The sequence below is a fragment of the Campylobacter sp. BCW_6465 genome (genome assembly GCF_001762815.1).
GTDB classification, from domain to species: Bacteria; Campylobacterota; Campylobacteria; order Campylobacterales; family Campylobacteraceae; genus Campylobacter_D; species Campylobacter_D jejuni.
The window spans coordinates 65,614-80,189 of the sequence record NZ_MJXN01000016.1 but is presented as its reverse complement, the minus strand read 5'-3'; the positions used below and the strand labels follow the sequence as shown (position 1 = coordinate 80,189).

16 protein-coding genes are annotated in these 14,576 nt (G+C 30.0%); 7 read left to right on the top strand and 9 right to left on the bottom strand.

Annotated elements, in window-relative coordinates:
* Positions 1-51: 51 nt before the first annotated feature.
* The 5 genes from plsY to AJ886_RS01145 all read left to right on the top strand — a co-directional run bounded on the left by plsY (position 52) and on the right by AJ886_RS01145 (position 3,530).
* Complete coding sequence (gene plsY / locus AJ886_RS01165) at positions 52-660, top strand: glycerol-3-phosphate 1-O-acyltransferase PlsY (protein WP_070252428.1); 609 nt, start codon at positions 52-54, stop codon at positions 658-660.
* Positions 645-962, top strand: a complete 318-nt coding sequence (locus AJ886_RS01160) for a dihydroneopterin aldolase (protein WP_002857609.1) — start codon at positions 645-647, stop codon at positions 960-962. Before plsY ends, AJ886_RS01160 begins: the two co-directional genes overlap by 16 nt.
* A gap of 78 nt (positions 963-1,040) precedes the next feature.
* Positions 1,041-1,712, top strand: a complete 672-nt coding sequence (hsrA, locus tag AJ886_RS01155; protein WP_002857553.1) for a homeostatic response regulator transcription factor HsrA — start codon at positions 1,041-1,043, stop codon at positions 1,710-1,712.
* 112 nt (positions 1,713-1,824) lie between these two features.
* Positions 1,825-2,070, top strand: coding sequence for a YfhL family 4Fe-4S dicluster ferredoxin (locus AJ886_RS01150; protein WP_002854647.1), 246 nt, complete (start codon positions 1,825-1,827; stop codon positions 2,068-2,070).
* A complete protein-coding gene (locus AJ886_RS01145; protein ID WP_070252429.1) occupies positions 2,070-3,530 on the top strand; it encodes a Ppx/GppA phosphatase family protein in 1,461 nt (486 codons plus the stop codon). The genes AJ886_RS01150 and AJ886_RS01145 overlap by 1 nt, the downstream gene beginning before the upstream one ends.
* Here AJ886_RS01145 and AJ886_RS01140 read toward each other — a convergent pair.
* The 9 genes from AJ886_RS01140 to AJ886_RS01100 all read right to left on the bottom strand — a co-directional run bounded on the left by AJ886_RS01140 (position 3,527) and on the right by AJ886_RS01100 (position 10,770).
* Positions 3,527-4,324 (bottom strand): hypothetical protein, encoded by a 798-nt coding sequence (locus AJ886_RS01140; RefSeq protein WP_070252430.1) that lies wholly within the window; start codon positions 4,322-4,324, stop codon positions 3,527-3,529. The genes AJ886_RS01145 and AJ886_RS01140 overlap by 4 nt on opposite strands.
* The gene (fliN, locus tag AJ886_RS01135; protein ID WP_002824739.1) at positions 4,325-4,633 is read right to left on the bottom strand and encodes a flagellar motor switch protein FliN; all 309 of its coding nucleotides are present in this window, start codon (positions 4,631-4,633) and stop codon (positions 4,325-4,327) included.
* Positions 4,633-5,055 (bottom strand): chemotaxis protein CheX, encoded by a 423-nt coding sequence (locus tag AJ886_RS01130; protein ID WP_044780438.1) that lies wholly within the window; start codon positions 5,053-5,055, stop codon positions 4,633-4,635. Before AJ886_RS01130 ends, fliN begins: the two co-directional genes overlap by 1 nt.
* 70 nt (positions 5,056-5,125) lie before the next feature.
* Complete coding sequence (gene trpA, locus AJ886_RS01125; RefSeq protein ID WP_070233655.1) at positions 5,126-5,875, bottom strand: tryptophan synthase subunit alpha; 750 nt, start codon at positions 5,873-5,875, stop codon at positions 5,126-5,128.
* Entirely contained in the window at positions 5,868-7,046 is a 1,179-nt protein-coding gene (trpB, locus tag AJ886_RS01120) for a tryptophan synthase subunit beta (RefSeq protein ID WP_070287032.1), read from the bottom strand. The genes trpA and trpB overlap by 8 nt, the downstream gene beginning before the upstream one ends.
* Complete coding sequence (locus AJ886_RS01115; protein WP_044778487.1) at positions 7,043-7,642, bottom strand: phosphoribosylanthranilate isomerase; 600 nt, start codon at positions 7,640-7,642, stop codon at positions 7,043-7,045. The genes trpB and AJ886_RS01115 overlap by 4 nt, the downstream gene beginning before the upstream one ends.
* A complete protein-coding gene (gene trpD, locus AJ886_RS01110; protein WP_070287031.1) occupies positions 7,629-9,230 on the bottom strand; it encodes an anthranilate phosphoribosyltransferase in 1,602 nt (533 codons plus the stop codon). The genes AJ886_RS01115 and trpD overlap by 14 nt, the downstream gene beginning before the upstream one ends.
* Positions 9,227-10,477, bottom strand: a complete 1,251-nt coding sequence (locus AJ886_RS01105) for an anthranilate synthase component I family protein (protein WP_070239990.1) — start codon at positions 10,475-10,477, stop codon at positions 9,227-9,229. Before AJ886_RS01105 ends, trpD begins: the two co-directional genes overlap by 4 nt.
* Positions 10,478-10,644: 167 nt before the next feature.
* Complete coding sequence (locus tag AJ886_RS01100; RefSeq protein ID WP_044778484.1) at positions 10,645-10,770, bottom strand: hypothetical protein; 126 nt, start codon at positions 10,768-10,770, stop codon at positions 10,645-10,647.
* A gap of 122 nt (positions 10,771-10,892) precedes the next feature.
* Between AJ886_RS01100 and AJ886_RS01095 the strand changes: the two genes are divergently transcribed.
* Together AJ886_RS01095 and uvrA are read left to right on the top strand one after the other, a co-directional pair.
* Entirely contained in the window at positions 10,893-11,678 is a 786-nt protein-coding gene (locus AJ886_RS01095; protein WP_070287030.1) for a sulfite exporter TauE/SafE family protein, read from the top strand.
* A 72-nt stretch (positions 11,679-11,750) separates the two neighbouring features.
* The gene (gene uvrA / locus AJ886_RS01090; RefSeq protein ID WP_070287029.1) at positions 11,751-14,576 is read left to right on the top strand and encodes an excinuclease ABC subunit UvrA; all 2,826 of its coding nucleotides are present in this window, start codon (positions 11,751-11,753) and stop codon (positions 14,574-14,576) included.

Below are 14,576 nucleotides of genomic sequence, written 5' to 3'. Positions count from 1 at the left end.
TAATTTTTAGTTATAAATCTTAAAATTTTAAGATGATTTGAAAAGGATATTATGGAAAATTTAATAATTTACGCTTTTATATATCTTTTAGGTTCAATCCCTTTTGGGCTAATCCTAGCTAAATTTTTTGCTAAAACTGATATCAAAAAAGAAGGTTCAAAAAGTATAGGGGCAACCAATGTTTTAAGAGTAGTAAAAGAAAAAAATCCCAAACTAGCAAAAAAACTTGCCATTGCTACAATAATTTTAGATTTTGCAAAAGCAGCTATTCCTTTACTAATCTTAAAATTTCTTCATTATGATCAAGCTTTGCTTTGGAGCGTGGCAGTTTTGGCTATTTTTGGACACTGTTTTTCAATTTACTTGTTATTTGAAGGAGGGAAAGGCATAGCAACAGGAGCAGGTGCTATGATAGTTTTGCTTCCATTGGAAGTGCTTACAGCATTTATTGTGTGGGCAGTTATTGGAAAAATTTTCAAAATATCTTCGCTAGCTTCTTTAGCAGCGTTACTTGCTTTTGTTGCAAGTTCTTTTATATTTAATTATGACTTAGAAATTCATACACATGCACCCGTTTTCATTATCGCTTTTATTATAGTATATAAACATCTACCTAATATTAAAAGATTGATTTTTAAAGAAGAATGCAAAGTCATATAAAAATAAAATTTCACTTTAAGTGTATCATCGGTATATTAGATTTCGAAAGAAGGAAAAAACAAAAAATTATTATCAAGCTTAAAGCTAAAGCAAATGAATTTTTAAATTATGCAGAGGTAATTACCAAAATTAAAAAATGGTATAAAAAAGAAGAATTTTACACCCTTGAAGAGTCTTTAGACTTTGTAAGCTTAAATTTAAAAAAAGATTTTCCTAATTTAACCAATCTTAACATAAAAATTTTCAAACCCCATATAATAAAAAATGCTACAGTTGGGGTTAAATTGAAAAAAAAATATTAATTTTTTTTTAAAGATATCTAAACATTTACTTAAGCTATGATATAATTCTTTAAATTTTTCTTAATAAGGATAGAACAAATGAGAATTTTAGTTATAGAAGATGAGATTAGCCTAAATAAAACAATTATAGACAATCTTAATGAATTTGGTTATCAAACCGATTCTTCTGAAAATTTTAAAGATGGAGAATACTTTATCGGCATTAGACATTATGATTTAGTTTTAGCAAACTGGACTTTACCTGATGGAGATGGAGCTGAACTTGTTAACACTATTAAGCATAAATCTCCAAGAACTTCAGTTATGATTATGTCTTCAAAAACAGACAAAGAAACAGAAATCAAAGCTTTGAAAGCTGGAGCTGATGATTTTGTTAAAAAACCTTTAGATTTTGATATTCTACTCGCAAGAATTGAAGCAAGACTAAGACTTGGCGGAACCAATGTTATTAAAATTGAAGACTTAGTTATTGATCCAGATGAGGAAAAAATTACTTATAAAGGTCAAGATATAGAACTTAAAGGAAAACCTTTTGAAGTTTTAACGCACTTAGCAAGACATTCGGATCAAATTGTATCCAAAGAACAACTTTTAGATGCTATCTGGGAAGAACCTGAGTTAGTAACTCCAAATGTTATCGAAGTAGCTATCAATCAAATTCGTCAAAAAATGGATAAACCGTTAAACATATCTACCATAGAAACAGTTCGTCGTAGAGGATACCGTTTCTGCTTCCCTAAAAAATCTTAACAATTTTGCACCTTCGGTGCAAAAAATTTATCTTTATTTCTATTTTTATATTTTATTTAAGTTTTGTTATTGTATAAACTAAAATTATTTTTTAAATTTTTGAAAGGTTATGATGTCTCTTTTAATTACAAAAGACTGCGTATGTTGTGATGCTTGCAGAGAAGAATGTCCTGATGAAGCTATTTATGAAAATAGTCCAATTTATGTAATAGACCCTGATCTTTGTTCAGAGTGCGTTAATGATTTTTCAGAGCCTGCCTGTATTGTTGCTTGCCCATATGAATGTATCATTCCTGATCCTGATAATGTAGAAACTATAGAAGAATTAAAACTCAAACATAGAGATAGAGAATTTTAATGGCAAAAAAAACAGCCGTTGTTGATCTTGGCTCAAACTCCATTAGAATGGTGATTTTTGAAAAAACTTCTAGATATGGTTTTTATACAACTTGCGAATACAAACGCAAAGTAAGACTTGGAGAAAATGCTTATAATAATGGCAAAATTCTCCAAGAAGAAGCCATGCAAAGAGCCGAAAATGCCTTAGCTTTTTTCAAACAATGTGCTTTAAAGCATAAGTGCAAAAAAATATTTATAGTAGGCACATCGGCCTTAAGAGATGCCCCAAATTCAAAAAATTTCATTAAAAGAATCAAAGATAATCTGTCTTTAAATATACGCTGTATAGATGGAAAAAGCGAAAGTTACTTAGGTGGTCTTGCGGCTTTAAATTTATTAAGTCCTTTTAAGGATGGAACCACTTTAGACATAGGTGGTGGTTCTAGTGAATTGTGTTTAATAAAAAATAATAGAATTATTTCTTGTATATCTCTTGATATTGGCACTGTTAGGCTAAAAGAATTGTTCTATGATACTGGAAAAATGGATTCTTTAGAAGAATTTATAAAACCAATTTTAGAACAAATTCCTAAAGAATTTTGCAATCAAAACCTTATTGCAATAGGTGGAAGCTTAAGAGCAATATCTAATTCCATTATGCAAAAAAATTCCTATCCACTGAAAAATTTACATGATTTTCGCTATATGCTAGATGAAGAAAAAGGACATATTTTAAAAATTTTTAATTCAAACTTAGACTCTTTAATCAATTTTGGCATAAAAAAGGATCGTTTTGATACCATTAAAGAGGGTATATTTATTTTTTTAAAGATTGCGGAAAAAATAAAAGCCAAACAAGTTATCACGAGTGGGGTTGGAATCAGAGAAGGAGTTTATTTACAAGATTTGCTTCGTCCTAAAATCACTTTTCCACCAAATTTCAATCCCAGTTTAAAATGTTTACAAGATAAATTTTTACAATCAAAACAAAAAAATAAAACTCCACATTTTGCTCTGCAAATTTTTACAACCCTTAAAAATCTTCATAAACTTAACGATAACTATAAGCATACTTTACTAAATGCTGCTAAATTATGCCATATTGGAGAATATTTAAATTTCTATTTTGCTAATGAACACTCTGCTCATTTTGTACTAGGTGGATTAAATTATGGATTTTCACATAAAGAAAAAGCTTTAATTGCTAGCATTATTAAGCTTAATGGAAAAAAAGTTAATCCTTATAATCTTGAACCCTATAAACAACTTTTACCCAATATTCATACCATTTCATGGCTTAATTTTATTTTGTGCCTAGCTAAAACTTTAAGCACAAATGAAGATAAGATTGATTTTGCTTTTGCAAACAATACTCTTTATATATATCAAGAAAACAAAATTCTTAATTTACCCAAAGATGAGCTCAAAAAAATTGCAAAACCAGCTACCATAGCATTAGCAATCAATCAAAAAATTTAAGATTTTTTACCTTTTTGACGCTGCTCTATAAGATTTTGAATTCTTTTTTTATTCTCTTCAAAAAAAGAATCAAAATTTTTCTCTGTTTTTTCTGTATGTTTTATTATTTGTTCCTCTGGAATTTCAACACTTTCTAAAAGCACATTGGAATTACCTATTATCATTGTATAACGTTTATTAGCGTGATCAAAAACAACAAGTTGATTATTTTTATCTAAAAATCTTTGGAAAATCATAGTAAAATCTCTAGAAACATTGTTATTTTTATAAACCATAGTCTTTTTAAACCACCAAAGCACTATTAACAAAATAACTAAAATCAGCATTACCAAGATATAATTTGTATAATCATACCCTTCTAAACTTGTACTTTTTGGTTTAGGCATTAATTCTTGAGAATTATTCACAGTAGTTGTAGGTACAGATTCGATATTTGCTTTTCCTTGCTCTATAGCTCGTATTCTTACTCCAAATTTATCATTGATAGAACTAAGTTCTAAATTAATATTTTGTTTGTTTTGTAGCATAATATAGGTATTATTATTTTTAGAACTAATACTAATTTTATCTACAAGTTGAGAGTTAAGTTCTTTTAATTCATCTTTAGAATACGTTAAATCACTAAAAGTTAAAAGAGTTAAATTTTTTTCTTTTTTTTGAGAAATCTTGCCATTATAAGCATTATCAAAAGAAAGCATTAAATCTACTCGGTCATTTCTATCATAGATATTATAACTAATCAACTCAACACTATATAAAGGTAAAATTAAAAAAAATAATACTAGTAATCTCATTTAAATTTCTTTTTTAAAGTATTGAAGCACAGTCTTAGAATCCAAAATTTCATTAATTCTTATAGCGAGATTTTTTTCATAAACCATAACCTCGCCTTTGCCAAAAATTCTTTTATTGATATAAAGCTCAACGCTTTCTCCAGCAGGCTTTTCAAGATCAATAACCGAGCCTACTTCAAGTTTTAAAAGCTCCGCTACACTCATATTTGTAGTTCCAAGCTCGCTTACAAAATCTACTGTAATATCTAAGATATCTTCATAAGATTGTAAAAGCCCATGATGAATGTTAAACTCTATATCATCGCTCATTATTTGCAATATCCTATTCTAAAATAACAATTTTCAAATTTATAAGTTAAAGCTTCATCTAGAACTATTTCAGAAAAATCAACTTTTCCTAAATATTCCGGAATTCCGAGTTTATACTCGTCATCACCCTTGGCATCATTTAACAAATTTTTAGCATAACCTATAATCTGATTGGCACATTCTTTAGTTAAATCGCACCAGTCATCTTCTTTAAATTTTTCATCATTAATTAAAATTTCTGCAATTTTTTTTAAAAATTCTTTTGGAAAAAATAAATAAAAATTACTTTCTCCTTCGCTTTTGCCCATGATAGAAATACTCGCTCCATAAAGTTCACCGCTTATATCTTGAGCTGCTTCAATGCGAAGTCTTAAGATATGCTCGCAAAAATGAGTGATGGAATACTCAAGAATCTTTAACATAGCTACCACCTTTATAAAAAACTTAATTTAAAATTATAGTAAATATAAAATAAAAATATGTTTTAAAATTTTATTTTTTGAAAATTTCTTCAATATCTTTCATTATTATATCCAAATTTCCTTGTTTAAAACACTTTACTATGCTAGTTCCCACAATCACTCCATCAGCAACTTTTCTCATTCTTTTTACATCTTGATTATTTTGAATGCCAAAACCTACAAAAATAGGCAAATTTGTAAAAGATCTGATTTCTTTTACTTTATCTTGTAAGACTGCTTCTTCGACACTTTTAGTACCTGTAATACCTATGCTTGCTAATAAATAAATAAAACCTTTAGCATGTTTTACTAACTTTTTAACCCTTTCTTTAGGGGTTGTAACACTTACAAGTGTAATTAAAGCTATATTATATTTTTCACACTCTTTAATTAAATCATCACTTTCTTCAAAACTTAATTCAGGTATAATCAAAGCACAAATCCCTAAAGATTTTGCTTTTTTCACAAATTTTTCCAAACCATAAGAAAAAATTAAATTATAATAAACCATAAAAACCAAAGCTTTTTTAGTTTTTACCCTAGCTAAAAGCTCAAAAACATTGTAAATATCTACACCTTGATCAAGAGCTATTTTTGCCGCATCTGCAATAATCTCACCATCGGCAATAGGATCACTATAAGCAACACCAAGTTCTAAAATATCAATAGGGCTTTGATCCAATCTTTGCAAAAAAGCTTCACTTGTTTGAAGATTTGGATAACCTAAAACCGTATAAGCCACATTTGCATTTTCTTTATAAAATTTTCTAAAATCAACCATAAATCACCCCTTTTTTATAATCTCTAATCATTTGCATATCTTTATCTCCCCTACCTGAAAGATTTACTACTATCACGCTTTTCTTTTTTAAAGTTGGACAAAGTTTTTCTAAAAATGCCAAAGCATGCGAACTTTCAATCGCTGCAATAATACCTTCTTCTTTACAAAGTAATTTTAAAGCCTGCATACATTCTTCATCACTTATAGCATGATATTGCGCTCTTTTGCTTTCAAATAAAAAAGCATGCAAAGGACCAATTCCTGGATAATCAAGCCCTGCAGAAACACTATGTACAGGCAAGATATTGCCTAAATCATCTTGTAAAACCTTGGTTTTCATACCGTGAATAATGCCTGTTTTTCCCTTATTTAAAGTCGCTGCATGATAAGGCGTATCAATGCCAAGCCCCCCTGCTTCAATACCTATAAGTTTAACATTTTCATCTTTGATAAAATCATAAAATATTCCTGCTGCATTGCTTCCACCCCCAACAGCTGCAATAATATAATCTACTTTTTTATTGAGTTTTTGAAGTTGCATTTTGCATTCTTTTCCTATAATGCTTTGAAAATGCATTACTATTTTAGGATAAGGATAAGGACCTACCGCGCTTCCAACCACATAAAAAATATTTTTAATATCCCCAACCCAAGCTTGAATAGCTGCAGTAGTAGCTTCTTTTAGAGTTTTAAGCCCACTTTGTACTGCATGAATTTTAGCACCCAAAAGCTCCATTTTATAAACATTTAAAGCCTGTCTTTGCACATCGATTGCCCCCATATAAATTTCACATTCAAGTCCTAAAAGTGCTGCTGCAGTGGCTGTTGCAAGTCCGTGTTGACCTGCTCCTGTTTCTGCTATGATTTTTTTCTTTCCCATTTTTTTTGCTAAAAGGGCTTGAGCGATAGCATTATTGATTTTATGTGCTCCAGTATGATTTAAATCCTCGCGTTTTAAATAAATTTCATGCTGATATTTTTTGCTTAAATTTCTAGCAAAATAAAGTGGAGTAGGACGGCCTACATAAGTTTTTAAAAGCTCGTTTAATTCTTTTTTAAAGAGTTTATCTTTAGAAAATTTCAAAAAAGCACCTTCTAGCTCATTTAAAGCAAACATTGCACTTTCAGGCAAAAACTGCCCACCAAAATCCCCATAATACGCTTTTTTCATTTTTTCAACTCCTTTAAAATTTGTTTTATTTTATTGATATCTTTTAAGCCTTTTTCATCTTCAAATTTCGAATTAAGATCTAAAATTTTAGCTCCTGTTTTTACAGCCTTATGAATATTATCTAAACCTATGCCTCCAGCTAATACAAAATCTTTAGTATAAGAACTTAATAAAGTCCAATTAAAACTTATTCCATTACCGCCCTTTAAAATTCCCTTAGCATCAAAAAGCACTAAATCAGCAAAAATTTCACTTTTTAAATCTAAACTATCTTCCACACTTATCACCTGCCATACAAAAACATTTTGTACCTTTAAAATTTCAAATTCTTCTTTGGTAATAGTGCGATAAATTTGTACTCCATCAAGCTTAACTTCTTGAATACATCTTAAAATTTGTTCCAAATTTTCATCTACAAAAACACCGACAACTTTTTTATCTTTTTCATGAAAAATTGCACTTAAATTTCTTGCTTGTTCTAAACTCACTCTTCTTGGACTTTTAGCAAAAATAAGTCCAAAAAAATCAATATTTAAAAAAGCTAAATCTTTAGCATTTTTTTCATCTTTAATGCCACAAATTTTAAGCTTTAGCATAAGCTTGATACTCCTTAAAATACTCTATAACTTTACCTGAATAAATGGCTTCTAAAATCATATCTTTAGCCACTAAAGGCGAACTTGCTTTATTGGCTGTATAAAGTGCAAACATAGCATTTAAAACTACTAAATCAAATTTTGCCCCTTGCATTTTACCACTTAAAATATCTTTTAAATCCTTAGCGTTTTCATATGCACTAGATCCTATGATTTCACTATGAAAAGCTCTTTTAAAACCAAATTGTTCAGGACAGATAGAATACTCTAAAATTTCTCCTTCACAAAGCTCATAAATTTTACTTTCATCGCAAATACTAAGCTCATCCATACCATCATTTCCTCTTACCACTAAAGCTTTTTTGCGTCCTAAATTTTTTAAAACCTCTATCAAAAGCCTATGCACAGGTGCGTGATAATTTCCCATAAGTTGATATTTTAACTTTAAATTAGGGTGCAATAAAGGACCTAAAACATTAAAAACCGTTCTTACTCCAAGCCTTGATCTGATCTCTTTAAGTTCTCCTACTAAAGGATGGAAAAATGGAGCATGTAAAAAACTAAGCCCTTGATTGTTTAGTTGTTTTAAAGCTGATTCTAAAGTGTTTGGAGTAGTTATATTTAAAGCTTCTAACACATCTGTACTTCCGCTAGAACTTGAAATGGCACGATTTCCGTGTTTGGCTACTTTTACCCCTAAAGCTGCTAAAATAAAAGCGCTAGTCGTAGAAACATTGATACTTTTAAAACCATCTCCACCTGTTCCGCAAATATCAATCATCTCACTCTCATCACTAAAAGTTTGAGAATATCTTAAAATTTGTCTTACAAAAGCACTTAAAGATTTTTCGTTTAAAGACTTTTCAGTGATTAAAATCAACAAAGCCGCCACTTGTAAAATTTCATAATCTTTAGACATAATAATCTTGCAAATTTGCTCAAAATCATCGCTTTGTAAAAAATGATTTTCACTCATTTTTTGCAAATAAAAACTTAAAGGATTTTCTTGTTTTTGTGATTTTTTTATATCTTGTTTTAAAAAATTAGAAAAAAGTTGTAAGCCATATTCACTAAAATAACTTTCAGGGTGAAATTGCACGCCATAATAAGGTAAATTTTTATGTCCCAAAGCCATAATCACACCCTTTTCATCAAGGGCTAAAATTTCAAGCTCATCACCAAGCTGTTTAACCTCTAAAGAATGATAACGCATTACGCTAAAATTTGAAGGCAAATTAGAAAATAATTCATTTTCCTTGCATTGTTTTATCAAAGAATTTTTTGCATGCATAGGCTCTTGCATTTTAACCACTAAAGAATCAAAAGCTAAAGCTAAAGCTTGATACCCTAAACAAATACCTAAAACAGGGATATTAAGCCTTGCTTTAAAAATTTCAAGACAAATCCCACTTTGACTGGGATGTTTTGGACCAGGGCTTAAAATAATATGAGTAGGATTTAAATTTTTAATTTCACTCAGAGAAATTTCATCATTTCTTCTTACTAAAATTTCATCATTGCTGAGTTGTTCTAACATGCTTTTAACATTAAAAACAAAAGAATCATAATTATCAATTAAAAGTATCATTGATTTTCCTTTTTTAATTTTTCAAAAGCTACCAAAAGTGCCTTGCGTTTAGCACAAATTTCTGCATATTCTTTTTGACTCTCACTTTGCAAAACAATACCCGCCCCACTTGCCAAATAAGCCTTATCTTGAGTAAAAAAAGCGCAACGGATTAAAATCGCTAAAGTTATATCTTCATTGAAATTTAAAAATCCTACCGCACCACCATAAACTCCACGATCACAATCTTCAAGCTCACTAATGATCTCTAAAGCTCTTATTTTAGGAGCTCCACTTAAAGTTCCCGCTGGAAAAACTGCTTCAATCACATCGAAAATACTCGCATCTTCTTTCATATTGGCATACACTTCACTCACTATATGCATGACAAATTTATTTTTAATAATAGAAAAAAGATTTTCCACCCTTGTTTGAGTGCCAAATTTAGAAGCATCATTTCTTGCTAAATCTACAAGCATCTTATGTTCACTAAGTTCTTTTTCATCACTTAAAAGATCTTTTTCTAAAGCCAAAAGATCGCAGTTATTTTCCAAATTTCTAGTTCCAGCAATAGGGGCTAAATAAATCTCTCTTTTTTTAATTTTTAATAAAAACTCTGGAGAAGAACCCAAAACAACACCATATTTACTTGGAAAATAAAACATATAAGCGCTTGGATTTAAAACACTTAAACTCTCATAATAATCAAAAGCATTTACTTGATGCTTGATACAAAGTTGCTTACTTAAGACCACTTGAAAAATATCTCCACTTAAAAGATATTCTTTAGCTTTTTCACACATTTTTAAAAAATCATTTTTTTCATCTTCTAAAGAGTTTAAAATTTCAAAATCATTTTTTTGCTTCGTTTTTATTGGCTCAATATCATCTTTTAAATATTCAAAATATTTTGAAGCGCCAAATTTAAAAAATATCTTACTATTTTTCTCATAAATCAAATAAGCTTTAGCATTGGCGAATAAAAATAAAGGAAAATCATAATTTTTCTTAGAAGAAAGTGGAATTTTTTCAAACAAAGATACAAAATTTGCACTAAAAACTCCAAAAAATCCAGCAAAATCGCAAATTTTATTCTTGCTTAAAGCTTCATAATATTTTGCCTTAAACTCGCTAAAGGATAATTCATTAGCATCTAAATAATCACAATCAATCCCTATAATTACCTTAGTCAAATCCTCTGCAAAATAAGAATTTTCAAATTTTTCAAGGATTTGTCTGTAATAAAAATTTACATTTTTAACAAACATAATAAACCTTTTTAAAAATTAAAATAAATTAAAATAACATTAAAGAAAAAATTTAGATAAAAAGAAGTTTAGAAACGCCAAGAGCGAAGAGTATGTGTAAGTTTTAAAATCAAAGAACTACTAAAAAAACCATTTTCACTCATCTTTTACCTTTCTTATAAAATATTTCAAAAATTAAGACTTTTATGAAAATTTTTAAAGTCTAAATTAATTTTAATCAATAAATATAAAATTTGCTTTAAATTTAAAATAAATATTATAAAATCTTTATATTTTATAATATTTTGAAACATTTTTACGATGCTTAAAGTTACCAAAAAAATATTCTATTTTTATAAAAAACTAAGATAATACTTAGCTTAATAAGATAAAATTATTCCGTATTTGAAATATTTAATATTTTTTAGGAAAAGCTATGGAAATCACAGATTTACCTTATCTAATCATAGGAATCATTTCAGGTATTGCTTCTGGACTTTTTGGCATTGGTGGAGGTATGATTATCGTTCCTTCTATGTTCGCACTTGGAGAAAGTGCTCACCATGCTATCGGAATTTCAGTATTGCAAATGATTTTTGCAGCAGTTTTTGGCTCTTATATTAATTATAAGAAAAAAAATCTAAATCTTAAAGATGGTATTATGATAGGTTTTGGAGGGCTCATAGGGGCAAGCTTTAGCGGAATGCTTTTAAAAGCTTTAAGCGATGTAGCTCTTACTAGCGTATTTTTGGCGGTAAGTTGTATATTTTTTATCAAATATGCTTTTGGAATTAAAGAAAACATTGTGCAAAATCAAAGAAGCGTTTGGGTAAAGAATGTCATTTTATTTATTGCTGGAGCTTTTACTGGTATTTTTGCTATTTCTTTGGGAATTGGTGGTGGACTTTTAATTGCTCCGATTTTAGCTTATTTTTTAGGCTATGATAGTAAAAAAGTTGTTTCTTTATCCTTGTTTTTTGTTATTTTTGCTTCAGTCTCTGGTATTATATCTTTTTCAAATTCTGGAGTTATAGACTCTGAAGTTATTCATAAAGGAATACTAGTAGGTATAGCTTCTATGGTTGGAGTTTTTATAGGAATTAAAATCATAGAAAAAATGCATATTTCAGCTCATAGAAAAATTTTACTTTGCGTATATGCCTTATCAATACTTGGAACCACCCACTCTTTACTTAATAAGCTAAATCTTATAAATTTTTAACTTGGATTTATCCAAGTTCTTTTAATATTATTATGCTAAAATCTTAAATTTATTTAATGTTTAGGAAAGACTATGAACGATACCATCAAAATCATTGGTGCAAGAGAAAATAACCTAAAAAATATCCACCTTGAAATTCCCAAAAACAAACTCATTGTTTTTACAGGACTGAGTGGGAGTGGAAAATCAACCCTTGCTTTTGGAACTCTTTATGCTGAAGGACAACGCCGTTATATAGAAAGTTTAAGCGCTTATGCTAGACAATTTTTAGATAAGGTAGGCAAACCTGATGTTGATAAAATCGAAGGTTTAACCCCAGCCATTGCTATAGATCAAAAAACCACTTCTAAAAACCCACGCTCTACCGTAGGAACCATCACTGAAATTTATGATTATCTAAGACTTTTATATGCAAGAGTAGGTATTCAACATTGTCATCAATGTGGACAAAAAATCTCATCTATGAGTGCAAGTGATATAGTCAGTGAAATTTTAAAATTTCCAAAAGGTGCAAAAATCATCATCTACGCTCCACTCATACGAGAAAAAAAAGGAACTTATGCAGATTTACTTGAAAATTTACGCAACAAAGGCTATGTAAGAGCTCAAATCGATGGAGTTTTAGTAAGACTTGATGAAGAAATTGAACTGGCTAAAACCAAAAAACACACCATTAAACTTGTCATAGATAGACTTGAAATTCAAGAAGATTTACTTTCTCGCCTTGCAAGCGATATAGAAAAAGGTTTACAAGAAAGCTTTGGAGAAATAGAAATAGAAGTTTTAAATCATGAAGAAATAAACCTTAATAAACACTATCATTTTAGCGAGCATTCAGCTTGTTTTGATTGTAAAATTTCCTTTGTTCCACTTGAACCTTTAAGCTTTTCTTTTAATTCTCCAAAAGGAGCATGTGAAGCTTGTGATGGACTTGGAATTCGTTATACTTTAGATATGAAAAAAATCATCGATGAAAATTTAAGCCTCGAAAATGGTGCTGTTAAAATCATGTATGGTTTTAACAAAAGTTATTATTATAAATTCCTAATCGCCTTTTGCGAACAAAATGAAATTCCTATCAAAATACCTTTTATGCAATTAAGCGAAGAACAAAAACGCCTTGTATTGTATGGTAATGCCAAAACTATAGAATTTCTTTGGAAAAGAAATCGTCTAAAACGCACTTTTGAAGGCGTGGTTAAAATGGCTTATGAAATGCTAAAAGATGAAAAAGATTTAGCCGAATATATGAGTGAAAAAATTTGTAAAGACTGCGGTGGGCATCGTTTAAAACCCGAAAGTTTAGCCGTGAAAGTAGCCAAAAAAGGCTTGGGTGAAATTTTAGATATGAGCATAGAAGATAGTACGGCCTTTTTTGCAGATGAGAAAAATTTTTCTTATTTAAGCGAGCAACAAAAACTTATTTCTAAACCTATCCTAAAAGAAATCAACGAAAGATTGTTTTTCTTGTATGATGTGGGGCTAGGTTATCTTTCCTTAGGGCGCGATGCAAGAACGATTAGTGGGGGTGAAGCACAAAGAATCCGCATAGCTTCACAAATTGGCAGTGGTTTAAGCGGAGTGATGTATGTCTTAGATGAGCCTAGCATAGGACTTCATGAAAGAGATACTGCAAAACTGATTAAAACTTTAAGAAATTTACAACAAAAGGGCAATACCCTAATTGTCGTAGAGCATGATAAAATGACTGTAGAAGAAGCAGATTTTATTGTGGATATTGGCCCAAAAGCAGGAAAATTTGGAGGTGAGGTTGTATTTAGTGGAACTTATAAAGAACTTTTAAAAAGCAAAAGCGAAACTGCACTTTATATGAATGGGAAAAAACAAATTTCACAACTTCAAAACAGAGCACAAAAAGAATGGCTTGAACTTAAAAATGTAAATATTAACAATATCCAAGATTTAAGCGTAAAATTTCCTTTACAAAATTTAGTCGCTATAACAGGAGTTTCAGGTTCTGGAAAAAGTTCTTTGATACTTCAAACCCTACTTCCTTTTGCACAAGAGGAATTAAACCGGGCTAAAAAAGTTAAAAAACTTGGTGGGGTGCAAATAGAAGGACTTGAAAAACTTGATAAAGTTATTTATCTTGATCAAAGCCCAATTGGACGCACACCACGTTCAAATCCTGCCACCTATACAGGCGCTATGGATGAAATCAGAAATCTTTTTGCCGCCACTAAAGAAGCTAAAATGCGTGGTTATAAAGCAGGACGCTTTTCTTTTAATGTAAAAGGGGGAAGATGTGAGAAGTGTAGCGGAGATGGAGAAATCAAAATAGAAATGCATTTTTTACCTGATGTTATGGTGGTTTGTGATACTTGCGGGGGCAAACGCTACAATGATGCCACGCTAGAAATCAAATATAAAGGCAAAAATATCAGTGAAATTTTAAATATGAGTGTTTTAGAAGCGAGTGAATTTTTTACAGCCGTTCCTAAAATCAAACAAAAATTAGACACTCTAGTAAAAGTGGGCTTAGATTATCTAACCCTAGGACAAAATGCCACCACCTTAAGTGGAGGTGAAGCACAAAGAATCAAACTTGCCAAAGAACTAAGTCGTAGCGATACAGGAAAAACCCTTTATATACTTGATGAGCCTACAACAGGACTGCATTTTGAAGATGTTAATAAACTCATCTTAGTTTTACAACATTTAGTTGATCTTAAAAATTCGGTTTTTGTGATAGAGCATAATTTAGATGTGATTAAAAATGCTGATTATATCATCGATATGGGGCCTGAAGGCGGAGTTAAAGGCGGCAAGGTTATTAGCACAGGAAGCGTGGAAAAAGTCGCTAAAGAACACAAAAAAACCCGTTCTTACACAGGATATTATCTAGACTTAGAGCTTAAAAATACACAAAAATCATAA